Here is a 25,515-nt window from a genome sequence, read left to right on the forward strand (position 1 = left end):
TCGAGACTAGGACGTTGATAGGCAAGGTGTGTAAGCGTTGTGAGGCGTTGAGCTAACTTGTACTAATGACTCGTGAGGCTTAACCATACAACCCTGATGGGTTTTGTATGAGAGACTAATGTTTCTACTTAAAATGCTCCCTGCATTTTTAAGTATTTCCTCCATCCATGGAGGTCATAACCAGAATTAGAATGAAGCACTTAATGTAGTGTGAACCCAATTTTTAAGACTTGCATAGCGAGTCCAGCTTTCTAAATTTACCAAATTTGTCTGGAAACCATAGAGCTGTGGTCCCACCTGAATCCATTCCGAACTCAGAAGTGAAACACAGTATCGCCGATGGTAGTGTGGGGTCTCCCCATGTGAGAGTAGGTCATTTCCAGGCGCCAAATACACGATAAATCCCCAGCACTCTGTGTTGGGGATTTTTTCGTTTAATGGCTTTTGAATTGAACACTCGAACATGGGGAAATAAAAAGCCCGAACGCAGTGAGGCACAATACCATGTGGAGGTAGATAAATGCTCCTCGGTAACTGCTCCTGCGTTACTCTACCTCCTATATCCATATAGTCGTGCATAATCGACACTTCCGTCATCCATGGCGGTCGTGCATAATCGAGACTCACAACATCTGCAGGAATGGTGTTCTAGCAAGCTAGTTTGAATTGTCGTAGATTAGGGGGGGAGTGAAAAGACAGCTTTAAGTCGCAGGAAAAGCTAGGTGAGCCACTTTTGTAGCTCATGAATATTGTGGGGTTGGCTGCTAGCTGAGGATTTTTTCTAAGATCACTTTATTGGCTTCGGGAAATTCGTATTGGCTAAGCTGGCTTATCTTCACCCATTCAACCCTTTGCCCCTCAACTCCTATCGCGATACCACTAAAATTAGTTACCCTGTGGACATCTAGAAATACCTTTTTATCACCGTAATCATGGTGAATCTCCATTAGCGGAGTAGTAGAGGCAACATCTAGATTCACTTCCTCTTTTAGCTCTCGTATAAGCGCTTCTGATGTGGTTTCTTGTTTTTCGACCTTACCACCCGGAAACTCCCATTTACCGCCTTGGTGAAGGTGATGTGGGCGCTTAGCAATGAGTATTCGGTCATTTGAATCTTGAATAACACCGACAGCAACATGGATCTGTTTGCTCATCAGTTTTTGTCATCGTTATAAGGGTTTTCACCTAGAAAAAAATCTGCCTCATCATAACCGAGTTGATCTAGCATCTCAGGATCGAATTCAGGCTTGACGGGAATTGCATTTTTCTCAGAGGCCCAGTCACCTAAGTCTATAAGTTTGCAGCGATCGCTACAAAAAGGCTTAAATTCTGATTCTGCATTCCATGTTACAGGTGCTTGGCAGGTGGGGCATTTTACAGTTAGAGACATAATGGACCTTGTCAGCTGTTTTGCTGACGCTTACAAAGTGTATTAGCAGATTTTAAAGCGTTAGGGGCAGGTTGCCAACTCGAATTCAACTGTTTGGTCTGAGTGTTTTTGTTGATCAAACTGTACAAAGTGTATGGCGTAGCGATTTCTATGGCCGCTAATCGTTGGATAGCAGCCCTGTTCGGCAGATAGCTTAACTCGTATTAAAGACAGCGCTTGCTCACTATTTCCTTGGTAGAAGCCACCAGAAGCTTGCTTGACTTGATACTCTGTTGTCTGTCTTGTTAAGTCTAGAAGTAGGTTTACTGGCGATAATAGGCTTGCGAAATGACTCATCCACTCTTGATATTCAGCTTGACGCTCTTCCCATGGCTTAGCTAGCCAATAGTGTAATTGTGGCAGATCAAAATTACAGCTCGCACCTGGCATATTAAACCTTTGCCTTAGGGCTGTTAAGAATCGGTCTTGTTTAAGTTGATGTCCCGCTCGTTGGGCTAGCTGCAATATGTCTCTGGCTGCAGTCAATTTTGAGATATAGAGTTCGACTTGGTCGTCATTGATAGAGGGGAGTGATTGCCATTTTGATAACGCGAATAGTTGTCTATCTAAGTCTTTGAGTACTTCCCCTCTATAGTCGCAACGCTCGGAGAGTTCACATAAGGAAAATAGCGGATAAAAGCATCGATGCTGATGATCGTCATCTAGGTTAGCCTGCAGCTGTTGAGCCAAATACTCGAGGCGCAAGTAGCTGCGGATTTTTTCATTCAGAGGCTGTTCGTAGATCAATTCAGTCATGGCGTTATTCAAGAATTACTGGATAATTTTAAATAAAAGTTATGTAGTGCTTCTACCTTGCACTTTAACGCCGATATCTCTCCTTGATTGTCTATGACATCATCAGCTTTTGACAGTTTCTCAGCTCTAGTAGCCTGACTGCTTATTATATTTTTAACTTGCTGAGCGGTAACGCTATCTCTGCTCATTGTTCGTTGTTGTTGGAGTTCAGGTGAAATATCCACCAAAAGCGTCCGATCTACTAAGCTATCTAACCCGTTCTCAAATAGCAAGGGCACAACCATAATTACATAATTTGATTGTGCTTGTTTACACTGTTTGAGCATGGTTTCGCGGATCAATGGATGCAGTAGGCTGTTTAGCCATACTCGCTCCGCATCGTTATGGAAAATCTTCTCTCTCAGCTTTGCTCTATCTAGATTGCCATCATCTAGTAAGATATCATCACCAAAATGTTGGGTGATTTGAGCTAGGCCATAGGAGCCTTTCATAACAACGTCTCTGGCAATCACATCGGCATCGACAAGCGTTATGCCTAGCTCTGCAAACAGATTGGCTACAGTCGTTTTGCCACTACCAATACCACCCGTTAATCCAACAATATAATCAGCCATCGCTTTTCCTTTTATTGTCTGAATGGCCTTTATAAGGTCGATAGGTACCAGTTTGTTATGCTTTCACCCCAGATCATGGCAATCCAGCCCGCTGCTGCGATGTAAGGCCCAAACGGAATAGGGTTACCATGATTTAATTTCTTGAACAGGATAAGTGCGATACCCACTACAGCGCCAACAAGTGATGAGAGTAAGATAATGAGCGGTAATACTTGCCAGCCAAACCAGGCACCAAATACGGCTAGTAGTTTAAAGTCGCCGTAGCCCATACCTTCTTTGCCTGTCAGGAGTTTGAACAGCCAAAATACGCTCCATAAGCTCAGATAACCTGCAGCCGCACCAATTAATGCATCTGATGTGGTTGTAAAGGTGCCACCTAAGTTAATGATAAGACCAAGCCATAATAAGGGCAGGGTAATTTGATCAGGCAGCAGCATTTCATCTAAATCGATACCAGTTAACGCGATCAGGCAAAACGTCAGTAAAGTAGCGAGTGCAAACTCAAATGTTGGACCAAAATGCCATGCTAAAAATGCGACTAAAGCACCCGCTATAAATTCCACAATCGGGTAGCGGGCTGAGATGTTAGCGCTACAGGAGGCACACTTACCTCTAAGCATTAACCAACCGAGGATAGGCAGGTTATGGATAGCCTTAATATTGGTTTTACATTTAGGGCATGCTGAGCCGGGTACGACGATATTGTACTTTTCAGGGAAAGCATCGATAGGCGCTTCGAGTTGCTTTTTGTTGCTATCGAATACCTGTTTCTTGTACTCACTTAAGTAGTGATTACACTCTTGCTGCCACTCACGTTTCATCATTACTGGCATGCGGTGAATTACAACGTTTAAAAAGCTACCAATCACGGCGGCGAATACAAAGCTCAATGCAATAAACAGCCAAGGGTTCTGGCTAAAAACAGATATTAGTTCAGTCATTATTTTTCTTTATGTAATGTTAGTTATTAGCTCACGACTTTACCCATCTGGAAGATAGGTAAGTACATAGCAACAATTAAACCACCAACTACGGTGCCAATAACGACCATCATAATAGGTTCGATAAGACTTGATAAGCCATCAACCGCATCATCGACCTGCATTTCGTAGATATTAGCCACTTTATTGAGCATATTATCAAGTGATCCCGACTCTTCACCGATCATCACCATCTGAATAAGCATATCGGGGAATAAGCCTGTGGTGCGCATGGCGACATTCATCTGCATGCCTGACATCACTTCGGTGCGAATTTTTAATATGGCTTTACGATAGACTGCATTGCCAGAGGCTCCGGCAGCAGACTCTAGACCATCAATTAAGGGGACACCTGCTGCAAAGGTGGTCGCTAAAGTGCGAGCGAATCGAGCCATAGCGCCTTTATGTAGAATAGGGCCAATGGCGGGAATTTTTAAAACAAAGGCATCCACCTGATCTCTAAAGTGTTGAGAGTTCTGATGGGCTTTTTTAAATGCATAAACGGCAATGCCAATTGCAAGAGCAAAAATATACCAAGAGCTTTCAAGCCCTCGGGATATTTTTAAGACAAATTGAGTAAATGCGGGAAGCTCTGCACCGAAACCTTTGAAGATCTCTTCGAACTGAGGAACGACAAAAAGTAGTAATAATGAGGTTACCAATATAGCAACGATAACAACGGCTGCAGGGTAGAACATCGCTTTCTTAATTTTTGACTTAAGGGCTTCTGATTTCTCTCTGTAAGTGGCTATTCGATCGAACACCGTATCGAGGGAACCTGAATGTTCACCAGCAGCTACTAGATCGACATAGAGGTCATCGAAGTATTGCCTATGGGGCCTAAGAGCATCAGAAAGAGGCACACCAGATTGAATTTCAGCAAGAATTGTTGCCAACAGTTCACGCATCTTAGCTTTTTCATGGCCACGGCCAAGTAGCTCTATGGTGGTGACTAGAGGAACCCCCGCCGCAAGCATGGTGGCAATTTGACGAGTGACCATGGCGATATCCATGGGTTTTATTTTTGGAGCTCCAAGTTTAAACAGTGGGGCAGCTTGTTTTTTTACAAGCTTTGGCGTTACTCCTTGGCTTTTAAGCTGTGCACGTATTTCGGCGCTCGATACACCTCTTAACTCCCCCGATGTTTTAGACCCATCACGGTTAGTCCCTTTCCATTCGTAGGTGACGACTTTAGGCTCGTCTTTGGTTTTTTTGGCACGAGGCTTTTTACTTTTTATTGTTGCCGTAGCCATAATGGTTCCTTTTAATAGAGGTGTTTATTGTTCAAGCCTAAAATAGGTGGAGGCGGCTAGAAGCTGGTTACGCGATTAATCTCAGTGATACTGGTGACGCCTTGTATGACCTTTAACAGGCCTGATTCTCGCAGATCGCGCATCCCTTGCAGTTTAGCTTGTTTAAGAATTTGTAACGAATTACCGCCTTCCATGATGGTACGGGCGATTTCATCGGACATCTTCATCACCTCATAAATACCCACTCGGCCTTTATAACCGCCAGAACAGAGGTCGCAGCCGACTGGTTTAAATGGAGTAATACCAGCATCAACATGCTGCTGATTAAATCCAAGCTTTAGTAGCTCCTCGGCAGGAATATCTTCAGCTTCCTTACAAGTTGGACAGAGGCGGCGCGATAAGCGCTGGGCAATAATCAGGTTGACTGAACTGGCGATATTATAGCCTGGCACGCCCATGTTAATTAAACGCGTCAGGGTTTCGGCTGCGGAGTTGGTATGCAGAGTCGATAGCACCAAGTGGCCCGTTTGCGCCGCTTTGATGGCAATCTCCGCGGTCTCTAAGTCTCGAATCTCCCCCACCATCACCACATCGGGATCTTGACGAAGGAATGAACGTAGCGCCGAGGCGAAAGTTAAACCTGCCTTAAGGTTAATATGGACTTGGTTAACCCCTTCGAGGTTGATCTCCACCGGATCCTCGGCGGTGGAGATATTACGCTCTTCGGTATTGAGAATATTCAGACCAGTATAGAGTGATACCGTCTTACCTGAGCCTGTAGGACCGGTAACCAGTATCATGCCTTGTGGCTTAGCGAGCATCTCTTCATACATGATGCGTTGATCATCCTCATAGCCAAGCTTTTCGATACCGAGCTGGGCGGAAGAGGAGTCCAAAATACGCATTACAATTTTCTCACCCCAGATGGTGGGTAGAGTGCTGACACGAAAATCGATAGACTTACTGCGAGATAGCTTCATCTTAATGCGGCCATCTTGTGGTACGCGGCGCTCAGCAATATCCAGCTTAGACATCACCTTTAAGCGAGCAGAGATCCGGCCCGATAAATTAACCGGTGGCTCGGAGACCTCATGTAGGATGCCATCGATACGAAAGCGGATGCGATAGCGTTTCTCATAGGGCTCGAAATGCAGATCCGATGCGCCTTTACGTATCGCATCCGTAAGAATTTTGTTGATATAGATGACAATCGGCGCATCATCTTTGCCATTACCTTCCTGTTCTTCATCGCGTTTATCGGTATCGGTAACTTCAATACCCGCTAAAGCTTCCTCATCAATTGAGCTTAAATCAAGGCTACTTATGTCATCTTCTAGTATGGTTTCAAGCGCTTTGCAGAGTTTATCATCTTCCACCAGAATCGCTTCGGCGTGCAGACCTGCACTAAACTGGAAATCTTCTAAGGCTGCGATATTAGTGGGATCGGATGTAGCAATATAGAGACGGTTGCCTCGCTTAAATAGCGGCAAGCATTTATGCTTCTCAATCAGCTTCTTATTGAGAAACTCTTCAGGGATTGAATTAATATCGAATTCGTTGAGATCGAGTAGTGGCGTCCCATACTCTTCGTAACAGAGTTCGGCTATTTTACGGGCATCGATGAGGTTTTCAGAAATAACGGTGGAGACAAGAGAGGCTTTATTCTTACGAGATTTAGTTATAGCGAGTGCTATCTGCTCTTCTGTGAGCAAATTTTTGCGGATAAAAAGGGTTGATAATCCTAGATGTAACCCCGTTGTTGGCATTTACAGTCCTAGCGTTGAAAATTTATTTTAAAATTAAGGTTGAAACGGTCATATACGTTTCAACCTTAATGTTCTTACTGAAAGTAGAGCATTTTAAATACCTGCACCATCAGCACATTGATCAGCAGTTGTCGAACCGCCTGATGCTGCGGCATCAACTGTTGCTGCATATGTTACAAGGCCTGCATCTGTTACTGTAGCTGTGATAACACATGTGCCATCTGAATAGGCAATAGTGCCGCCATTTTGCTCATCCCAGCCGCCAGCACCAGCAGTTGTCGGTGTAATAGTCAATTCATCTCTTGCACTATCAGTTACAATTGACGCGCAACCAACACCAGATTGTACACATGCAACAGCTTTAGATGTATAGGCACTAACTCCTTTCATTGCCGCACCGCCGTGAGCTGAAGCAACATAATCTCGATAGGCTGGCAGCGCTACCGCTGCCAAGATACCGATAATCGCAACCACGATCATCAATTCAATTAGGGTGAAGCCCTTAGCTGTGTTCATTTTTGATCTGTTCATCATGCTTTTCATGTCTATCTCCATTAGAAAGCTTTGAATCACGTTTGAACGCAGACTTTGCTATTCAAATCGCTATTCATACTGTGTATATCAGTAAGTAGTGCTTCAACCCTGCTCGATGCTCCTGCGCTAGCACGCCGCGGCTCCTTATGCTAATGCTCACTACTAGGGCCAATACCGATTATCGCTAAAAGAGTATCTAACCAGAGTTACTTAGTGGCGCTTAGCGCGACTTTAGGTATCCGTGTCTATCTTAAATATAAAAGTTAAATTTAAAGGTCACCCGCCGTTATTGTTAACTTGTTTCATCTTCAGAAAAATTCAGTATTAACAAATTTGTTTCGCTACTTTGGCTAAATAATTTGTTTAACAACTTCTTTCAACTGAAGCCTACTCAGTTTTGGTTAATAAATATTCTATTTCATATTTAGTTAAGCCAAAGCTGTTGTTATATCAATAACGAGTTAACCAAGCCGGCAATCTCGCCTAAGTGCAAGTTAGTACAAAGTTAATAAAAATGGAATAGTAGATTGCCACAAAGTGGTCTTTTAATTACTAATCTTTCTAAAAAATAAGTAATTGTGGGTAGGTTGGTTATAGCGGTTATCTGTCTGTGTTGTAAATATTGACGTATATTGGTTAAGTGTCATTTTTTTGATGGTTAATTTGTGAGCGTTGATGCCTATATTTTTTGTAGGGATATAGTTATGTGCGAACTGTGATTCGCCGATTGTTTTGCTTTTTTGGGATTACGGGAAGAGGAAAGGAGCTAAAGGTTAATGCTGAAACTAATGTCGTTGTGCAACTTAAAGCTGAATGGCTTTGGCTGCTAAGGCAACACTTGTGTAGCTCCCTTTGTATTGACTCGAAAGTAAAATCTTAGCTAGTAGTTTGTGATGCTAAATAATCTTTAGCTATAGTTTTTTATTCTATTAGTTGGGTTGGTTTGGCTGGCTTAATATATCTGTTTTAGTTATTACTTGGTTTAACATTTCTTTTTTACTCGAATAAATATAGAGGGGTAAGGCGTTTAAAACGCATTTCTATTCATTACGATAATAACGTTATCAGACAAGTTAAGTTGAGAAGCTAAGAGGAAAGTTAATTTGGCTAGCGGGTTATTTATTCACAAATTTTTCGACTAGTTTTAAATGTCGTTTGTGATAACAAAAAGCCCAAGCGTTTAGCTTAGGCCTTTTATTGGTAGTATCGCCGCAGTTGCTATCGGACAGGCTGAACGTTTATTTAAGCCTTAATGATAGATCCAGAGCGCGCACATGCTTGGTCAATGCGCCTACTGAGATATAGTCAACGCCAGTTTTAGCAAAATTAGTAATCGTATCTAGGGTAACATCGCCTGAGACTTCTAACTTCACACCTAGGCCTCGAGCTTTATAGCTATTGTTCAGTTCAACTGCTTCAAGCATCATGGTGATGTCGAAGTTATCTAGCATGACGATATCAGACTGGGCATCGAGTGCCTGTTTTAATTCGTCAATACTCTCGACTTCCACTTCGACGAGTTTGTCGGCGTGTAGCTCTCTTGCTGTTTGCACCGCTTTGGCGATACCGCCACAGGCCATGATGTGGTTTTCTTTAATTAGAAATGCATCAAACAGCCCAATACGATGATTTTGTCCGCCGCCACAAGTCACTGCATATTTTTGCGCCGTACGCAGACCCGGGATTGTTTTACGGGTATCGAGCAGACGAGTGTGAGTGCCTGATAGACGGTCTACATAGTGCTTAGTTAGCGTGGCTACACCTGAAAGGGTTTGGATGAAGTTCATCGCTGTACGCTCTCCCGTTAGGATGGCCCTTGCTGGACCTTCAAGCTCGCAAAGGAGTTGGTTAGGCAGCACTAAGTCACCATCATCAACATGCCAATGTAGTGCGACTTCGCCACCTAACTGATTGAAAACCTGCTCTGCCCAGGCCTTTCCGCAAAAAACACCCTCTTCACGGGTGATGAGTGTGGCTTGAGCTAGTTTTTCTGCAGGGATCAGTTGGGCGGTAATGTCGGCGTCGGATCGTGGTCTAGAGGAAAAGTCCGAATTGGCATCTTGATGACCTAAATCTTCGTCAAGAGCTGATTTGACTGAGAGTCGAATGTCATTTTCAAGCATGTGAGCTGTCCTTTCTTACTGGCTTATTACAGGAATATATGAGGCACGCTTTAATAATGGTTTTCATCTTAGCATAAAGGGTTATACCAATCAGTATAAGAGTTTGATCTACTCAGAGCGTTTTTTGGCAAACTCATTCAAGGTGAATAGCTGCAATAATGGTTATTCACTTATAAAGCTATTCAACGCAGAAGTAGGCAGTCAAAAACGCTCCAGAATGGCGAGTTTTAGCGGTTCTGATGCTGTGACTCTTTTTAAACAAGAGTGAGCTTAACTGTAGCATAGCTATGCTCTTCACTCATTGCCTTGCCTTAGAGCCGCTAAATTCTCGCTGAGCGACCAAATGTTTATACTGATTGGTGTTAGGGGAGAGGCTAGCATTATTGCGCTTATACTCTTGAATTGGTCGCTTTTTTAGGGTGATAAAACTCAAAAGAGTAGCTATATTCATAGGGTTAAAACTGCTAAAGTGCGCTTAATATATTAGCTTTTGGATCTCGGTTTTGTCGCTTATTTTACAGGATGGCTGGGTGATTCAGGCTCGATTTTGCCCATCACCCCATTTTAATCTAAGACCGCTCAATGAAGTGAGCCTGTTGGTGATCCACAATATCAGTTTGCCAGCGGGTTGTTTTGGTGAGCCCTATATCGACCAGTTATTTCAAGGCTGTTTAGATATCGAGGCCGATGAAAGCTTTAAAGCGTTACAGGGATTAGAGGTCTCGGCCCACTTTCTGATACGGCGAGATGGCGAGCTAGTGCAGTATGTCTCTTGTGACTCGCGCGCGTGGCATGCGGGAGTGTCTGAGTTTGATGGGCGACAAAACTGTAATGACTTCGCCATAGGCATTGAGCTTGAGGGAACAGACGATGTTGCCTATTCTGATGAGCAGTATCAACGCTTGATTGAGCTGACTCATAGCTTATTTACACATTACCCCGCACTCAATAAGGATAGGGTTACAGGCCACAGTGATATTGCACCAGGGAGAAAAACGGATCCCGGTAGTCGCTTTGATTGGCTGCGATATAAGGCGGCACTGTAGGTAGGACGCTAATGGACATGCAGCTTTTGGTTTTGCTGCAGTTAAATAGGAAAGGTGGAAATTATGGCTTTGTTTGCGTTGTTAGTCGCCATTTTGGTCGAGCGATTAAGGCTCTTACCTGATGGATGGCAGTTTGATGCGTTATTAGCTAAGTACCATAAAACATTAATAACCGATGAGCACGAGCCCTCGTTGGGTTCGATGATCTTGGCGATCATCCTGCCTAGTCTGGTGGTTTATGTTTTATCTTGGTTGGTTTCAGGTTTACTTTGGGGGGCAGTAAGCGTTGCACTTTGGGTGGCAATTGCTGTCTTGTGCTTTAGTCATAATACCCAGAGACAGGCTTTTAAGCGCTATATTCAAGCCGCTTGTCGCGGCGATTCACAAGCTTGCTTTCACTATGCAAAAGCACTGGATCCGAGTCAGAGTCTAGAGTCGGTGGATGAGAAGGATTTAGGTGAGAAAGTTGGTCAAAGCGTTGCTTGGATCAACTATCGTTACTATGGTGCCATTGCCTTATATCTTATCGTGCTAGGCCCGGTTGGAGCAGTGCTTTATTGCAGTGTGCGTTTTTATAGTGAGCAGAGCCAGCTTCGTGAGAGGTCATTGCCTTTGGTGGATAACCTACTATTTGTATTAGATTGGCTACCAAGTCGAATCTTCTCATTTGGTTATGTACTAAGTGGTCACTTTAGACAAGCCATTGCGGTCTGGCTGCAAAATGCGACTAAGCCCAATCGTTCGGCTAGAGATATTATCACCCATGTTGCGGTCGCAGCAGAAACTCTGCCTGAAGCATCATCTGCACCTATCTGTTTACAGTCGACAATAGCATTGCTGCAACTGAGTAAACGCAACTTTATCTTGCTGATCACTGTGCTGTCGTTAATGACTATACTCGGTGTCGTTAATTAAAGGGTGGTGAGTTAATAGGCAAACAGTCAGGTTGTTAATAAAAAATAAGCCTTAATATAACTAGGCAAACTTGTGTGCGAAGCACTGAGTTTAAGTGATTCGCACAAACCTTTTTATCTTTAATCATTCATTAAAAATCTCTCCATGTTTAATTGCTTATGATAATAATTATCAATGCGCTAATTATCTAACTTGGCACATTGGTCTGACCCCATAGTGAAAAAAATCAGCTATGCTCACACATTGCGCATAGATATGATGTGGATCACTAACTGGACATCCAAAGTGTGATTTGATAAAGTGCGCTCAGTCAATTAAATTGGTAAGACCAATTTACAATAGGAGCTGAGGCCCATATGGCTTATAGCAAAATAAACCAGCCGAAAATATCCGACGTCATTATGGGACAGTTGGAACAGATGATCTTGGAAGGCAGTATCCAGCCAGGTCAGAAGCTTCCCCCTGAACGTGAACTGGCGTTGCAATTTGAAGTCTCCCGACCTTCTTTGCGTGAAGCGATCCAGAAACTTGAAGCAAAAGGCTTGTTGATGCGTCGCCAAGGCGGCGGTACCTATGTAAAAGAGCAGCTTTGGCAAAGTCTTGCCGATCCAATCGTTGAACTAATGCATTCAGATTCAGAGAGTCAGTATGACTTGCTGGAGTTTCGTCATGCCACCGAAGGCATGATGGCGTACTTTGCTGCGCTTCGTGGTAATGATGCCGATATGCAAAATATCAAGCGCACCATTCTTGAAGTGGAAGCCGCTAAAGACATCGAAGAGCAAGCCAATGCCATTGTGCGTTTTTACCGTGCAGTCGCTGAAGCATCTCACAACGTGGCAATGTTACACCTGGTATTAAGTTTATCCCCTGTGCTGCACAAAAACGTGGCACAGAACTTAGAGCTTTTAAGCCGACGCGAAGAAGCCTCTACGATGGCCAATGAACACCGGCGAGCACTGCTTGCTGCCATTGTTCGTCGAGACCCTGAAGCGGCACGCGAAGCTTCGAATGAACACTTAAGTTACATCGAAGAAGTGATGTTGTCTGTAAGGGAAGAAGATAGCCGGTTGCAGCGTAGTCTGCGCCGCTTAAAGAGTGGTGTATAAGCTTACTCGATTCGAAGAATAGGCTTGTAACCGAAGTAGATTAAATCCAAATACACTAATAACTGGCAGTAGTTACTTAGGTATTACGTATAGGAAAGGACTGCAAATGTCTGAACATATGCTACAAGATGTCGATCCACTAGAAACCAACGAGTGGTTGTCTGCTTTAGAATCTGTTGTACGAGAAGAGGGGGTTGAGCGTGCTCAATACCTATTAGAACAAGTTCTAGATAAGGCCCGTCTTGACGGTGTCGATATGGCGACGGGGATTACTACAAATTACATTAATACTATTCCTACGAGTCAAGAGCCTGCTTATCCTGGCAATACTACAATTGAGCGTCGTATTCGCTCGATTATTCGCTGGAATGCAACCATGATTGTGCTGCGTGCATCTAAGAAAGACTTAGATCTTGGCGGTCATATGGCGTCTTATCAATCTGCAGCTTCATTTTATGAAATGTGTTTTAACCACTTTTTCCGTGCACCAAATGAAGTGGACGGTGGTGATTTAGTTTATTACCAAGGTCATATCTCTCCGGGTATCTACTCGCGTGCATTCGTTGAAGGTCGCTTGACTGCAGAGCAGCTTGATAACTTCCGTCAAGAAGTGGACGGTAAAGGTATTCCTTCATACCCGCATCCAAAGCTAATGCCTGAGTTCTGGCAGTTCCCTACTGTATCTATGGGTCTAGGCCCTATGTCTGCTATTTATCAGGCGCGTTTCCTTAAGTACTTAGATGGTCGCGGCCTTAAAGATACTTCTGCTCAGCGTGTATATGCATTCTTGGGTGATGGCGAGATGGATGAGCCGGAATCTCGTGGTGCAATCTCTTTCGCTGCCCGTGAAAAGCTAGACAACCTATGCTTCTTAATTAACTGTAACTTGCAGCGCCTAGATGGTCCTGTAATGGGTAACGGTAAGATCATTCAAGAACTTGAAGGTCTGTTTAGAGGCGCAGGCTGGAACGTAGTTAAGGTGATCTGGGGTAATAACTGGGACTCACTTATTGCAAAAGACACCACAGGTAAATTACTGCAGTTGATGAATGAAACCATCGATGGTGATTATCAGACATTTAAGTCTAAAGATGGTGCTTATGTTCGTGAGCACTTCTTCGGTAAGTATCCAGAGACCGCTGCGCTTGTGTCTGATATGACAGATGCAGAGATCTTCGCACTTAAGCGTGGCGGACATGAGCCTTCTAAACTGTTTGCGGCATTTAAAAATGCGCAAGAAACCAAAGGCAAACCAACTGTCATCTTAGCTAAAACTGTAAAAGGTTATGGCATGGGTGATGCTGCTGAAGGTAAGAACATTGCTCACGGCGTGAAGAAGATGGATATGACCCATGTACTTCAGCTACGCAACCGTTTAGGTCTTGGCGACTTGCTAACCGATGACAAAGTATCAGAGCTACCTTACTTAAAGTTAGAGGAAGGCTCACCTGAGTATGATTATCTGCATGCTCGTCGTGATGCCCTGCACGGTTATACACCACAGCGTCTGCCTAACTTCACGCAGCCGTTAGAACTGCCTGCTGTTGAAGAGTTCAGCTCTTTGCTTGTTGAGCAAAAACGCGAAATTTCAACCACTATGGCGTTTGTACGTACCTTAAACATCCTGCTGAAAAATAAGGGAATTGGTAAGAATATCGTTCCTATTATTGCCGATGAGGCGCGTACCTTTGGTATGGAAGGTCTGTTCCGTCAGATTGGTATCTACAACCCGTATGGTCAGGAGTATACCCCTGAAGATCGTAGCGTGGTGTCTTACTATAAAGAAGCCACTTCAGGTCAAGTTTTGCAGGAAGGTATCAACGAGCTAGGTGCTATGTCATCTTGGGTTGCAGCAGCAACTTCATACAGCACTAACGATCTACCAATGATCCCATTCTACATCTACTACTCTATGTTTGGTTTCCAACGTGTTGGCGACATGGCATGGATGGCGGGTGATCAGCAAGCACGTGGTTTCCTATTAGGTGCAACGGCGGGTCGTACAACACTAAACGGTGAAGGTCTTCAGCATGAAGATGGCCACAGCCATGTTCAGGCAAACACGATTCCGAACTGTATCTCTTACGATCCAACATTTGCTTATGAGTTGGCAATTATCATGCAAGACGGGATCCGTCGCATGTATGGCGATCAAGAGAACGTGTTCTACTACTTGACGCTGATGAATGAAAACTACGCGATGCCAGCTATGCCAGAGGGTTGTGAAGAAGGTATTCGTAAAGGTATCTATAAGCTTGAGTCTTATAAAGGTAGTCATAAGGTTCAGCTAATGAGCTCCGGCACTATCATGAATGAAGTGCGTAAAGCAGCACAGATCTTAAGTGATGAGTACGATGTCGCTTCAGATGTTTACTCTGTGACTTCATTTAACGAGTTAACTCGTGAAGGCCAAGATGTAGAGCGTTTTAACATGTTGCATCCTGAAGCCGAGCCTAAGCAAGCGTATATCACCCAAGTGATGGGCAAAGAGCCGGCCATTGCAGCAACAGATTACATGAAGAATTATGCGGAACAAGTTCGTGCATTTATGCCTTCAGAAGCATTCAAAGTACTAGGTACAGATGGTTTTGGTCGCTCAGACAGCCGTGAAAACCTACGTCGTCACTTTGAAGTCAATGCTGGCTATGTTGTTGTTGCAGCACTGAATGAACTAGCAAAACGTGGTGATATTGAAAAGTCTGTGGTCGCGAAAGCCATCGCTAAGTTCAACATCGACACTGACAAGACAAACCCGCTATACGCGTAAGAGGCAAGACAAAATGGCAATCGAAATTAATGTCCCTGATATTGGTGCGGATGAGGTTGAAGTAACAGAGATCCTTGTTAGCGTTGGTGACAAGGTTGAGTTGGAGCAATCGCTTATCTCTGTTGAAGGCGATAAAGCGGCGATGGAAGTTCCGGCATCGAAAGCGGGTGTTGTGAAAGAGATCAAAGTGGCTGTTGGCGATAAAGTGTCTACAGACTCATTAATTATGATTTTTGAATCTGACGCTGCAGCGAGTACAACAGAGGTAGCACCTGTTGCTGAGTCTGCTCCGGCGGCCGCAGTAGCACCATCGGCAGCGCCAACAGCTCAAGACGTCAACGTACCTGACATTGGTGGCGATGAAGTTGAAGTGACTGAGATCATGGTCAATGTGGGTGACACAGTAACCGAAGAGCAATCACTTATTAGTGTTGAGGGTGATAAGGCTGCGATGGAAGTGCCTGCACCTTTTGCTGGTAAAGTATTAGAGATTAAAGTTGCTCAAGGCGACAAGGTCTCTACTGGCTCATTAATCATGACCTTCGAAGTGGCGGGGAGTGCACCTGTTGCTGCTCCAGTATCAGTGCCTGCGCCAGCAGCACCCGTTGCAGCTTCTACACCTAGCCAAGCAGTAGCTTCTAGTCAGGCACCGACAACGGCAGCGAAAGAAGATTTTGTTGAGAACAGCGCTTACGCTCATGCATCGCCAGTGATCCGCCGTATGGCACGTGAGCTAGGTGTTAACCTTGGGAATGTTAAAGGTACGGGTCGTAAGAGCCGTATCATTAAAGAAGACGTTCAAAACTACATTAAAGCGGCGATCAAGCAAGTTGAATCGGGCAGTGTTAATACCGCAGGTGGCGGTAACGATTTGAATCTATTAGCATGGCCAAAAGTTGATTTCAGCAAGTTTGGTGAGACAGAAGTTAAACCATTATCACGTATTCAAAAGATCTCAGGTGCTAACCTACACCGTAACTGGGTGAAGATCCCGCATGTTACCCAGTGGGATGATGCAGATATTACTGAGCTAGAAGCTTTCCGCAAGGCGCAAAATGCCGCTGAAGCGAAGAAAGACTCCGGCATGAAGATCACGCCGTTAGTGTTTATCATGAAGGCTGTCGCTAAAGCGTTGGAAACATTCCCAACCTTTAACTCTTCACTGTCTGAAGATGGTGAAAGCTTAATTTTGAAGAAGTACGTCAACATAGGTATTGCCGTTGATACACCGAACGGCCTTGTTGTTCCAGTCTTTAAGGATGTGAACAAGAAAGGGATTCATGAACTTTCTGATGAATTGAAAGAAGTGTCTAAGAAAGCCCGTGGCGGTAAGTTAACTGCAGCAGATATGCAGGGTGGTTGCTTCACCATTTCAAGCTTAGGTGGCATTGGTGGTACGGCATTTACACCGATTGTGAATGCACCTGAAGTGGCCATCTTGGGCGTATCTAAGTCAGACATGAAGCCTGTTTGGAATGGTAAAGAGTTTGAGCCTCGCTTGATGTTGCCGCTATCACTCTCTTATGACCATAGAGTGATCGATGGTGCCGATGGTGCGCGCTTCATCACTTATTTGAATAGCTGTTTATCAGATATTCGTACCTTAGTGCTTTAAACAAAATAGGCTGCTTGATTTAAGCAGCCTATTTTCTAGATAGCTTAATTTTCAACTATTAAGAATCATCAACAAGATTAAGCACTACTAGGATTGTGATCCGCATCAAACAAAGGTTAAAATGCGGCCACCTTACAAAGGATTTGGCCACAGTTTATCGTTGAGTCGGTACTTATCGTTAAATCGATGCCACCAACGACATAAAAAGAATAGAGGAAAACATGAGTAACGAAATCAAAACTCAGGTAGTTGTACTAGGCGCTGGCCCTGCTGGTTATTCTGCTGCATTCCGTGCTGCGGATTTAGGCCTAGATACTGTAATCGTTGAGCGCTTCAGCACATTAGGTGGCGTTTGTCTAAACGTAGGTTGTATCCCTTCTAAAGCTTTACTTCATGTTTCTAAAGTTATTGAAGAAGTCAAAGCGGTTGCCGATCATGGTGTTGTTTTTGGTGAGCCTCAGATCGACCTTGATAAGCTACGTGAATATAAGAAGTCGGTAATCGGTCAACTAACCAACGGCTTAGGCGGAATGTCTAAGATGCGTAAGGTTAACGTGGTTAATGGTCTAGGTAAGTTCACAGGCCCGAACACGCTAGAAGTTCAAGGTGAAGATGGCGTTAAAGTCGTTCATTTTGAACAAGCGATTATTGCTGCAGGCTCTCGTCCAATCCAGTTGCCATTTATTCCTCATGAAGACCCACGTGTATGGGATTCAACTGATGCGCTAGAGCTTAAAGAAGTGCCTGGTAAGTTACTGGTTATGGGCGGTGGCATCATAGGTCTAGAGATGGGTACCGTGTACTCTTCTCTAGGCAGTGAAATTGACGTGGTTGAGATGTTCGACCAAGTTATTCCAGCTGCAGATAAAGACGTAGTTCGCGTCTATACCAAGAAGATCAAGAAGAAGTTCAACTTGATGCTTGAAACTAAAGTGACGGCAGTTGAAGCCAAAGAAGACGGTATCTACGTCACAATGGAAGGCAAGAAGGCTCCTGCCGAGCCAGTACGTTACGATGCTGTATTAGTTGCGATTGGCCGTGTACCAAATGGTAAAGGTCTAGACGCTGAAAAAGCTGGCGTGAATGTTGATGAGCGTGGTTTCATCAATGTCGATAAGCAGATGCGTACTAACGTACCAAACATCTTTGCAATCGGTGACATCGTTGGTCAGCCAATGCTTGCACACAAAGGTGTGCATGAAGGTCATGTTGCTGCAGAAGTGATTTCTGGTCTTAAGCACTACTTTGACCCTAAGGTTATTCCATCAATTGCGTACACAGATCCTGAAGTTGCGTGGGTTGGCCTAACTGAGAAAGAAGCGAAAGAGCAAGGTGTTGCATACGAAACTGCGACTTTCCCATGGGCAGCAAGTGGACGTGCAATCGCATCAGACTGCGCAGACGGCATGACTAAGCTGATTTTCGACAAAGAGACTCATCGTGTTATCGGTGGTGCTATTGTCGGTGTTAATGGCGGCGAGCTACTAGGTGAGATCGGCCTAGCAATCGAAATGGGTTGCGATGCTGAAGATCTAGCGCTAACTATCCATGCACACCCTACACTGCATGAGTCAGTTGGCCTAGCGGCTGAGATTTATGAAGGCTCAATCACTGACTTGCCAAATCCAAAGGCAAAGAAGAAAAAGTAAGCGAGTAAGAACAACCGCTCGAACCCAAAAAAGCGCTCTTTTGAGCGCTTTTTTATTATCTGCTACTCGGACGAGCGCTATTTAGGTAATCAAATGGTGAATCTCTGTTATCTAAATGATACATTCAGGTTAATCTGAAAGAGCCGCGAAGCAGATGAGAACAATAATCAAAAAATTTTGGCTTAGCTTCATTCTATTAATACTTACCTGCGCTGCCCCTGCTTTGGCTAGCGGCGTGGTGCAACGCGTATTGACTGCCAGTGATGGACTCACCAATGGCAACGTGTGGGATATCGCTTTTGATGAGCACGGTTTTACCTGGTTGGCGACAGCAGAGGGACTGTATCGAGTCAGTAGTAATAAAGTCCGCCGTATCGATAAGGTCGGTTTAAACTCAAAACTCTCCGACAGTCAGCTCTACCTCTCGCTCCCTCTTAGTAAGCAGCATATCCTTGTCAGTGGCGCTAACCGAATCTATCTGTATGATATTTACGCTAATAAATTTACTGAATTTGGTAACCCTGAGTTGTTTCCTGAGTATCGCGGTAGCGGTATCGTATCTCACATAGAGGAAGCGAGTGGCGACAGGATTTTTTTGACCTTTGATGGTGAGCTACTTCGCTTCAACTATCAAAACATGTCACTTGAACGGATAAATTTCCTTCCCAGTAATCCCGATCATCCATGGCGTATTATGCTACCTCTGTCTGAGCAGCGATTGCTTATTGGTAAGGAGAAGCATCTAGAGGTTCGAGATATTCATGGGGTTAGATTGGAAGTTCTGCCCTGGCATGATGCTTGGGGAGAGATTAAAAATGTTTTCCGTCATTCTAGTGGCCGAGCTTGGATCACCTCGAGTAAAGGCCTATTTGAGATCGACCAAACAAGCTTAGCAATACACAAAGTCGAACAACTCGAACATTACATTACGAGTATCGCCGAAGATAAACAGGGGTTTCTCTGGCTCTCCACTCGGACTGGATTGCTGCGATGGTTTCCCGATGCCAAAAAGGGCATGCTATACGGCAATGAATTAAAGCTTAAATCTAATATCGATTATACCTACGATATTGCCGTTGATGAGACTGGCCTGATTTGGGTTGGTGGCAGTGGTGATGGAGTGGCTATCTTAGCCAACGATCCAGACTTTCTTATTGATAAGTACAGCAAAGCCTCCCCCTACCAGATTAAAGACGAGGTGATTTGGACCATCTATGCCGATGATAAACACCTTTGGTTCGGCACCGATGCTGGCTTGATGCTGGTGGATAAGCGCACCCAGAAGTCCTATGTTATTAATCCTTATGGCATAAATCTAAATGACAGTATTTATAAAATCGACTCGTTAGATGAAGATTATCTATTGGTGTCGAGTACCAATGGTTTATCTGTCGTTAATAAGCATACCTTCCATAGTCAAAGTTTTGCTAGCTGGTCTGGTGGGCAAAGTTCGCTTGAATATAAAATTGTTTACAGCACTTATTTCGATCCCCTCATCAAGGGGCGCATCTGGTTTGCGACTAGCAGTGGGCTATATTATTGGGAGGAAGGTTTCCTAGAGCCAAAGCTTGTGCGTTTAGGCAGTGCCCTCAATAGTCATATAGCCGTTGAGATCGTGGCGATTACCCGGGATAGCAGTCAGCGTTTATGGCTAGGTGGTAAGCATATTTTTGGTTACTTAGACTCACAGGAGACCTTTCACCCTGTATTGGAGCCATTAAGTTTTCGCCCTGGTGAACCTGATGTTCGATTTATTAAAGAAGTTAACCCTGGAGAGCTATGGCTTGGCTTGGATATGCAGGGGTTGCTCTCTTATGATGTGCAAACCGGTTCCCTTAGAAGCGTGACCGATGATTGGAAGGTTAACTGTAACGGTATCTTTTTTATTGAGAGGATAGGGCATTATCGTGTGGTTGGTTGTCCCCGATCCATGATCCGTCAAAACCTCATCGACGGTGAAATTATCACGGTCTTGCCACATGATGGCTGGATTAGTGATGAGCTCAATGAGGGGGCTTATTTTGCGGCTGATGAAGGGTTATACCTAGGTACGCCTGATGGTGCCATGTTGCTCAATGTTGGCGCGCTAGAAAATCGAACTGCTCATGACACAGTGATATTGGAGTCTGTAGAGATCTATTTTGAGGACCGCAGTGAACTCAACTTGATGCCACAGAGTGACTATCATATTTTGCCCGGTGCACAATTAATTAGCTTTCAGTTATCTCGTAACAACTTCCTTGATGAGAAGCCGATGCAACTTCAGTATCGTTTGCGTCGTAGCGGCCTTGATGAACAAACTAGCTACATCTACCTCGATGGCAACTCGCAGCTGAATATTTCGGGTTTAGAGTCTGGAGCCTATGCACTTGATATCCTCAGTATGGATAATGAAATTTGGTCAGACAAGCCATTTTCCTATCACTTTTATGTGGAAAAATTCTGGTGGCAGACTTCATGGTTTAAAGCAATGCTGCTGTTATGTCTATTACTTACAGCGCTAGGGTTTATCTTTATTCGTCAGCGCCAAGTGAAAGCATTTAAAGTGATTAATTTGGCACTTTTAGATAGTGAAAATCGTTTAAAACAGGCACTGAAAGGCAGTAACTCTGAACTGTGGGAGTGGCAGCGAGAAGGGGGGCTGTTTCGCCTAGAAAATATTGCAGGGTTATTGAGTGCCCATGAGCCACAAATATACCTAAGCCTACAAGAGTTCCCCATTCATCAAGAAGATGCTGGCGAAGTGATGGCGGCTTGGGAGGATATGCTGCAGGAGCGTACCGATAGGTTTGAGATTGAGTATCGATACTGGCGAACTGATGGCAGTATGGGGTGGGTGCGCGTCATGGGACGCCCTGTGGAGCGCAATCTATCAACCGGAGTAATAGAGCGTGTATCGGGGATCTACAGTGATATTACCGAACAACGTAAACTCAAAGATGACGTTTACCTATTAGCGCAAGCATTTGAAAATACTTCAGAAGCCGTGCTTATTTTTGATAGTTGCGAAAAGGTTCAAGTTACCAATAAATCGGCCCAAGATATGATTGGCTTAACGCCAGAACATTTGATTGGGTTAGCATTTCTCGAACTGTTACAGGTGGAGGGGGTGAGTTCCAGTATCACCAACTTATTGCAGCAGGGGCTCAGTTGGACTGGTGAGTGTTTTGTGGATGCTGGACAGGGGCTTAAGCGGCCTGTCTGGCTAAATGTCTCCTCTATCTTAAATACTAATGGTGACACTAGCCATTACGTAGCTGTTTTTTCAGATATTACCGAGCGTAAACGCACTGAAGCGGATCTACGTCGTTTAGCCAATTACGATGTATTGACTGGCTTGCCTAACCGTTCGTTATTTTCGAGTAAACTTTCTCAATCCGTGTATCAGGCAGAGAAGGAGGGGAGTAGCTTAGCACTGCTTTTCTTAGACTTAGATAGGTTTAAACATGTAAACGACTCCTATGGTCACAGTATGGGAGACGCCTTGTTAGTTGAGGCATCCAACCGCTTACAAGCGCTTATCTCTGATGAAAATGTGCTGTGCCGCTTTGGCGGCGATGAGTTTGTTATTCTACTTAGAGATAACCCTAATATTGATGCGATAAACTACCAGTGTGAACAGTTACTTGCGACTATAGAACGGCCCTTTATGCTCTATGGTAGAGAGTTTTATATCTCAACCAGTATAGGTGTGAGTTTATGGCCTGAAGATGCTAAGCAGCCTGAGGCGTTAATTAAAAATGCAGATTTGGCCATGTATCATGCTAAGGAAGAGGGACGGGGCCACTTTAAGTACTACTCGGTAGAGCGTAATGCTGAAGCACTTTATCACTTGAAGCTAGAAGCGGATCTACGCAAGGCGATAGAGAGAAATCAGCTTGAGCTGCACTTTCAACCGCAAATAGATATTTTACAAAATGATAAACTCGTTGGTGTGGAAGCCCTTCTACGCTGGCGTCACCCTAAAGAGGGCTTTATTCGCACAGATATTTTTATCAAGGTTGCAGAGGCGTGCGGGCTTATTGTTGAGATAGACCGTTGGGTGATGCGGGAGGCATGTCTTTATGGTGCACGTTGGGCTAAACAGTTAGCAGAGCCTATTAAGATCTCGGTTAACATCTCAGCGTTACACTTTCGTCTTCCAGACTTTATTAGCGGTGTACAGCAGATCATGGCTGAAACACATATGCCAAGCTCCGCACTTTCATTAGAGATCACCGAAGGGGTGTTGATGAAGGAGCTCAAGGTCGCCAAGCAACACCTTAAAGCACTTAAAGAGATAGGTATCGATGTGGCGATTGATGATTTTGGTACGGGATATTCGTCGCTAGCTTATTTACGGCATTTTGAAGTTAATACCCTTAAGATTGACCGTTCTTTTTTGATTGATATAGCAACCAATAAGGCCGATCAGGCGATAGCCAGCAGTATTATAGAACTCGCAAGAAACTTAAAGTTGGATGTCGTTGCTGAAGGCGTTGAAACTCATGAGCAACTCGAACATGTATTCAGTCGAGGTTGTTATGTTATTCAGGGCTATTACTTTGCTAAGCCTATGCCTGTAGCTGCAATTGAAGATTACATGGGGCTAAAGCAAGAGCAAGAATTAAGCTTAGAAGGTTAGTTGAAGTGCACAACTTCTTGCGCATTGCCATTAAATAAAATACGTTAAGACATCAGTAGAAGAGTCGAATAAGTCATTATGATTAAAAGAATTATTGTTCTTTGCCTAGCGCTAGCTAGTTCGCAATTTTCGTTTGCAGAAGAGCGCCCTAAAATTGGCTTAGTCCTAAGCGGTGGCGGCGCTAAAGGCGCGGCGCATATTGGTGTACTTAAGGTACTCGAAGAGAAAAAAATCCCCATTGATTATATTGTCGGAACCAGTATCGGCGCTTATGTCGGGGGCATGTATGCCTTAGGCTATAGTGCGGCAGAAATTGAAGCCATCATGATGAATACCGACTGGAGTAAAGGCTATTCAGATACCATTCCCCGTGAGTCATTAAGTTATCGAGATAAACAGACTCGCGACCAGTTCAATATCCCTATAAACGTGGGTTACAGTGATGATGAAGTGAAAACTCCTGCAGGCTTGCTGCGGGGGCAAACTATGTCACTGTTGCTACGTAGCTCTACAAATTTAGTTCATCAATTCGGTGATTTCGATGATCTTGCTATTCCATACCGTGCCGTTGCGACCAATCTCGTTACCAGTGAACCTGTAGTACTCAGCTCAGGCAGTGTTGTCGCTGCTATGCAGGCATCAGCTTCGGTTCCGGGAGCCTTGCAGCCAGCAGTGATTGACGGCAAGTTGTTGGTCGATGGGGGCATCGCTAATAATATGCCTGTCGATGTGGTGAAAGCGATGGGGGCGGATATTGTTATTGCTGTCGATATTGGCTCTCCTTTGGTAGGTAAGGATGAGCTCAATAGTACGGTTGCAGTACTTAATCAGCTCTCAACCATACTAACCAACGCTAGCTCAGAGAGACAAAAAGCCTTGCTGAGCGATCATGATATTTTGATCCGCCCAAACATCGGTGAGTTAAGCACTACAGACTTTACTATCATGCAGATTGCACTACCGCTAGGTGAGATCGCTGCCCGAGAGCAAACTGATAAGCTTGAGCAGTACAGCGATGATGGTAACGACTATAAGCAATATTTGGCCCATAAAAAAGATAAGAGCAGGCAATGGTTGGCCGACATCGACAGGCCGCTGCTTAAGATTATTTATGATAATGACTCAAAAGTGAGTAACAAGTTACTGGCAGAAAATCTAGATTTAGATGTTGGTGAGGCTGTTACAGTTGAAGAGCTAGAGGCTGGCTTAAAGAAAATTTATGCCTTAGATAAGTTTGAGCGAGTCGACGCTGAATTTACCGATACTGAAGAGGGGCGAGTACTTACCGTAACCACTAAAGCAAAATCCTGGGGGCCGAACTATTTTCAGCTCGGGTTTAGCTGGGAAGATGATTTTAGCTTAGATTCTGCTGTTTCACTCGATGTCGCTTACACCATGACGGAGTTAACTGAGACTGGTGGGGAGTGGCGTAATGAGCTATCACTTGGTTACGACAAGCTATTAGCGTCGGAGTTTTATCAGCCGTTAGCAAGAGATCAGCATTACTTTAGCCGCGCACGGGTTGAGTATGAGCTTAAAGACTGGAGTTTTTTTGAAAATAATAGTCGGGTGTTTGAGTTAAGACAAACGGCTTATCGCACTGAGCTGGGAATTGGTGCCAATTACACCCAAAACGGCATGGTTGAAATCGGCATACTAGGGGAGATGGGCGATCTTGAAAATGATGTTTGGGGTTTGGGTAAGGTGGATTACACCGGATATGGTGGCTACTTTAAATTTGCCTATGACGACTTAAATAGTATCAACTTTCCGACTTCGGGTAATCGTTTTACCTTCAATGTTTATCTCAGAAAAGAGGGTTATGAACTCGATGGTGTAGGCGACTCCAATGACTTTTCGATGCAGTATGAGGCCGATTGGCGTGGCGCCGTTGGGGTCGGGAATCATGCCTTTGTGGGGATAGCGTCATTGGCGACAGTCGATAAGGACGGCGCTTTTACCGTTAACGTTTCTGAGTTAGGTGGTTTCTTAAACCTATCGGGTTACCACAAGAACGCCCTGTACGGTTCCCATAAGATTTTTGGTGCCTTTGTGTATCAGTATGACTTAGGTCGAGATGTACTGGGCATGACTGAGTATCCGTTGTACTTAGGTACCAGTATAGAGGCGGGTAATGTGTGGAACCAAAAAGATAGCGTGTCGTTAGACGATCTTATTTATGCCGGAAGCTTGTACTTAGGAATTGATACCAGTGTTGGCCCTGCCGCATTTGGTTTTGGCGCATCCGATGATGGAGAAAAAACCATATTCCTGTTTCTCGGAAAGAACTGGTAAGCTCAAGTCACAGAGGTTAAAAGCCCATCGAAAGATGGGC

17 protein-coding genes and 2 rRNA genes are annotated in these 25,515 nt (G+C 44.3%); 10 read left to right on the forward strand and 9 right to left on the reverse strand.

Annotation, left to right across the window (positions count from 1 at the left end; all coding sequences use genetic code 11):
• Positions 1-87: ribosomal RNA gene (locus JMA39_RS16940) — 23S ribosomal RNA — on the forward strand; the annotation flags it as partial.
• A gap of 182 nt (positions 88-269) precedes the next feature.
• A 5S ribosomal RNA gene (gene rrf / locus JMA39_RS16945) occupies positions 270-385 on the forward strand.
• Positions 386-764: 379 nt separating this feature from the next.
• Here the strand turns inward: rrf and mutT are convergent.
• The 9 genes from mutT to nadC all read right to left on the reverse strand — a co-directional run bounded on the left by mutT (position 765) and on the right by nadC (position 9,455).
• On the reverse strand, positions 765-1,154 hold the full coding sequence (gene mutT, locus JMA39_RS16950; RefSeq protein WP_202723048.1) for an 8-oxo-dGTP diphosphatase MutT: 390 nt from the start codon (positions 1,152-1,154) through the stop codon (positions 765-767).
• Entirely contained in the window at positions 1,154-1,390 is a 237-nt protein-coding gene (gene yacG, locus JMA39_RS16955) for a DNA gyrase inhibitor YacG (RefSeq protein ID WP_202723049.1), read from the reverse strand. Before yacG ends, mutT begins: the two co-directional genes overlap by 1 nt.
• 60 nt (positions 1,391-1,450) lie before the next feature.
• On the reverse strand, positions 1,451-2,185 hold the full coding sequence (gene zapD / locus JMA39_RS16960) for a cell division protein ZapD (RefSeq protein WP_202723050.1): 735 nt from the start codon (positions 2,183-2,185) through the stop codon (positions 1,451-1,453).
• A gap of 8 nt (positions 2,186-2,193) precedes the next feature.
• Positions 2,194-2,799 (reverse strand): dephospho-CoA kinase, encoded by a 606-nt coding sequence (gene coaE / locus JMA39_RS16965; RefSeq protein ID WP_202723051.1) that lies wholly within the window; start codon positions 2,797-2,799, stop codon positions 2,194-2,196.
• A 29-nt stretch (positions 2,800-2,828) separates the two neighbouring features.
• The gene (locus JMA39_RS16970; protein WP_202723052.1) at positions 2,829-3,740 is read right to left on the reverse strand and encodes a prepilin peptidase; all 912 of its coding nucleotides are present in this window, start codon (positions 3,738-3,740) and stop codon (positions 2,829-2,831) included.
• A 26-nt stretch (positions 3,741-3,766) separates the two neighbouring features.
• Complete coding sequence (locus JMA39_RS16975; protein ID WP_202723053.1) at positions 3,767-5,032, reverse strand: type II secretion system F family protein; 1,266 nt, start codon at positions 5,030-5,032, stop codon at positions 3,767-3,769.
• 56 nt (positions 5,033-5,088) lie between these two features.
• Complete coding sequence (gene pilB / locus JMA39_RS16980) at positions 5,089-6,798, reverse strand: type IV-A pilus assembly ATPase PilB (RefSeq protein WP_202723054.1); 1,710 nt, start codon at positions 6,796-6,798, stop codon at positions 5,089-5,091.
• A gap of 93 nt (positions 6,799-6,891) precedes the next feature.
• Positions 6,892-7,341 (reverse strand): prepilin-type N-terminal cleavage/methylation domain-containing protein, encoded by a 450-nt coding sequence (locus JMA39_RS16985; RefSeq protein ID WP_269154457.1) that lies wholly within the window; start codon positions 7,339-7,341, stop codon positions 6,892-6,894.
• 1,229 nt (positions 7,342-8,570) lie between these two features.
• Positions 8,571-9,455: a carboxylating nicotinate-nucleotide diphosphorylase gene (gene nadC, locus JMA39_RS16990; protein WP_202723055.1), complete on the reverse strand. Its 885-nt coding sequence runs from the start codon at positions 9,453-9,455 to the stop codon at positions 8,571-8,573.
• A 503-nt stretch (positions 9,456-9,958) separates the two neighbouring features.
• On the opposite strand from nadC, the gene ampD reads away from it, so the two are divergent.
• The 8 genes from ampD to JMA39_RS17030 all read left to right on the forward strand — a co-directional run bounded on the left by ampD (position 9,959) and on the right by JMA39_RS17030 (position 25,475).
• On the forward strand, positions 9,959-10,501 hold the full coding sequence (gene ampD / locus JMA39_RS16995; RefSeq protein WP_202723056.1) for a 1,6-anhydro-N-acetylmuramyl-L-alanine amidase AmpD: 543 nt from the start codon (positions 9,959-9,961) through the stop codon (positions 10,499-10,501).
• A gap of 63 nt (positions 10,502-10,564) precedes the next feature.
• On the forward strand, positions 10,565-11,416 hold the full coding sequence (gene ampE, locus JMA39_RS17000; RefSeq protein ID WP_202723057.1) for a beta-lactamase regulator AmpE: 852 nt from the start codon (positions 10,565-10,567) through the stop codon (positions 11,414-11,416).
• Between the two features lie 356 nt (positions 11,417-11,772).
• Positions 11,773-12,525 carry a pyruvate dehydrogenase complex transcriptional repressor PdhR gene (gene pdhR, locus JMA39_RS17005; protein WP_202723058.1) on the forward strand — a complete coding sequence of 251 codons (753 nt, stop codon included), beginning with the start codon at positions 11,773-11,775 and terminating at the stop codon, positions 12,523-12,525.
• A gap of 106 nt (positions 12,526-12,631) precedes the next feature.
• Entirely contained in the window at positions 12,632-15,292 is a 2,661-nt protein-coding gene (aceE, locus tag JMA39_RS17010) for a pyruvate dehydrogenase (acetyl-transferring), homodimeric type (protein ID WP_202723059.1), read from the forward strand.
• 13 nt (positions 15,293-15,305) lie between these two features.
• Positions 15,306-16,907 (forward strand): pyruvate dehydrogenase complex dihydrolipoyllysine-residue acetyltransferase, encoded by a 1,602-nt coding sequence (gene aceF, locus JMA39_RS17015; RefSeq protein WP_202723060.1) that lies wholly within the window; start codon positions 15,306-15,308, stop codon positions 16,905-16,907.
• 221 nt (positions 16,908-17,128) lie between these two features.
• Positions 17,129-18,556, forward strand: coding sequence for a dihydrolipoyl dehydrogenase (lpdA, locus tag JMA39_RS17020; RefSeq protein ID WP_202723061.1), 1,428 nt, complete (start codon positions 17,129-17,131; stop codon positions 18,554-18,556).
• Between the two features lie 154 nt (positions 18,557-18,710).
• The gene (locus JMA39_RS17025; RefSeq protein ID WP_202723062.1) at positions 18,711-23,180 is read left to right on the forward strand and encodes an EAL domain-containing protein; all 4,470 of its coding nucleotides are present in this window, start codon (positions 18,711-18,713) and stop codon (positions 23,178-23,180) included.
• 78 nt (positions 23,181-23,258) lie between these two features.
• Complete coding sequence (locus tag JMA39_RS17030) at positions 23,259-25,475, forward strand: patatin-like phospholipase family protein (protein ID WP_202723063.1); 2,217 nt, start codon at positions 23,259-23,261, stop codon at positions 25,473-25,475.
• Positions 25,476-25,515: the final 40 nt, after the last annotated feature.

Origin of the sequence: Shewanella schlegeliana (genome assembly GCF_016765635.1) — a bacterium.
Taxonomy (GTDB): Bacteria; Pseudomonadota; Gammaproteobacteria; order Enterobacterales; family Shewanellaceae; genus Shewanella; species Shewanella schlegeliana.

What these genes read in the sequence shown, in the direction of transcription:
- coaE (WP_202723051.1), bottom strand. Translation starts at nt 2,799, where the DNA reads ATGGCTGATTATATTGTTGGATTAACGGGTGGTATTGGTAGTGGCAAA.
- JMA39_RS16985 (WP_269154457.1), bottom strand. Translation starts at nt 7,341, where the DNA reads ATGAAAAGCATGATGAACAGATCAAAAATGAACACAGCTAAGGGCTTC.
- ampE (WP_202723057.1), top strand. Translation starts at nt 10,565, where the DNA reads ATGGCTTTGTTTGCGTTGTTAGTCGCCATTTTGGTCGAGCGATTAAGG.
- lpdA (WP_202723061.1), top strand. Translation starts at nt 17,129, where the DNA reads ATGAGTAACGAAATCAAAACTCAGGTAGTTGTACTAGGCGCTGGCCCT.
- mutT (WP_202723048.1), bottom strand. Translation starts at nt 1,154, where the DNA reads ATGAGCAAACAGATCCATGTTGCTGTCGGTGTTATTCAAGATTCAAAT.
- aceF (WP_202723060.1), top strand. Translation starts at nt 15,306, where the DNA reads ATGGCAATCGAAATTAATGTCCCTGATATTGGTGCGGATGAGGTTGAA.
- pdhR (WP_202723058.1), top strand. Translation starts at nt 11,773, where the DNA reads ATGGCTTATAGCAAAATAAACCAGCCGAAAATATCCGACGTCATTATG.
- nadC (WP_202723055.1), bottom strand. Translation starts at nt 9,455, where the DNA reads ATGCTTGAAAATGACATTCGACTCTCAGTCAAATCAGCTCTTGACGAA.
- pilB (WP_202723054.1), bottom strand. Translation starts at nt 6,798, where the DNA reads ATGCCAACAACGGGGTTACATCTAGGATTATCAACCCTTTTTATCCGC.
- JMA39_RS16975 (WP_202723053.1), bottom strand. Translation starts at nt 5,032, where the DNA reads ATGGCTACGGCAACAATAAAAAGTAAAAAGCCTCGTGCCAAAAAAACC.
- yacG (WP_202723049.1), bottom strand. Translation starts at nt 1,390, where the DNA reads ATGTCTCTAACTGTAAAATGCCCCACCTGCCAAGCACCTGTAACATGG.
- JMA39_RS17025 (WP_202723062.1), top strand. Translation starts at nt 18,711, where the DNA reads ATGAGAACAATAATCAAAAAATTTTGGCTTAGCTTCATTCTATTAATA.
- zapD (WP_202723050.1), bottom strand. Translation starts at nt 2,185, where the DNA reads ATGACTGAATTGATCTACGAACAGCCTCTGAATGAAAAAATCCGCAGC.
- JMA39_RS16970 (WP_202723052.1), bottom strand. Translation starts at nt 3,740, where the DNA reads ATGACTGAACTAATATCTGTTTTTAGCCAGAACCCTTGGCTGTTTATT.
- JMA39_RS17030 (WP_202723063.1), top strand. Translation starts at nt 23,259, where the DNA reads ATGATTAAAAGAATTATTGTTCTTTGCCTAGCGCTAGCTAGTTCGCAA.
- aceE (WP_202723059.1), top strand. Translation starts at nt 12,632, where the DNA reads ATGTCTGAACATATGCTACAAGATGTCGATCCACTAGAAACCAACGAG.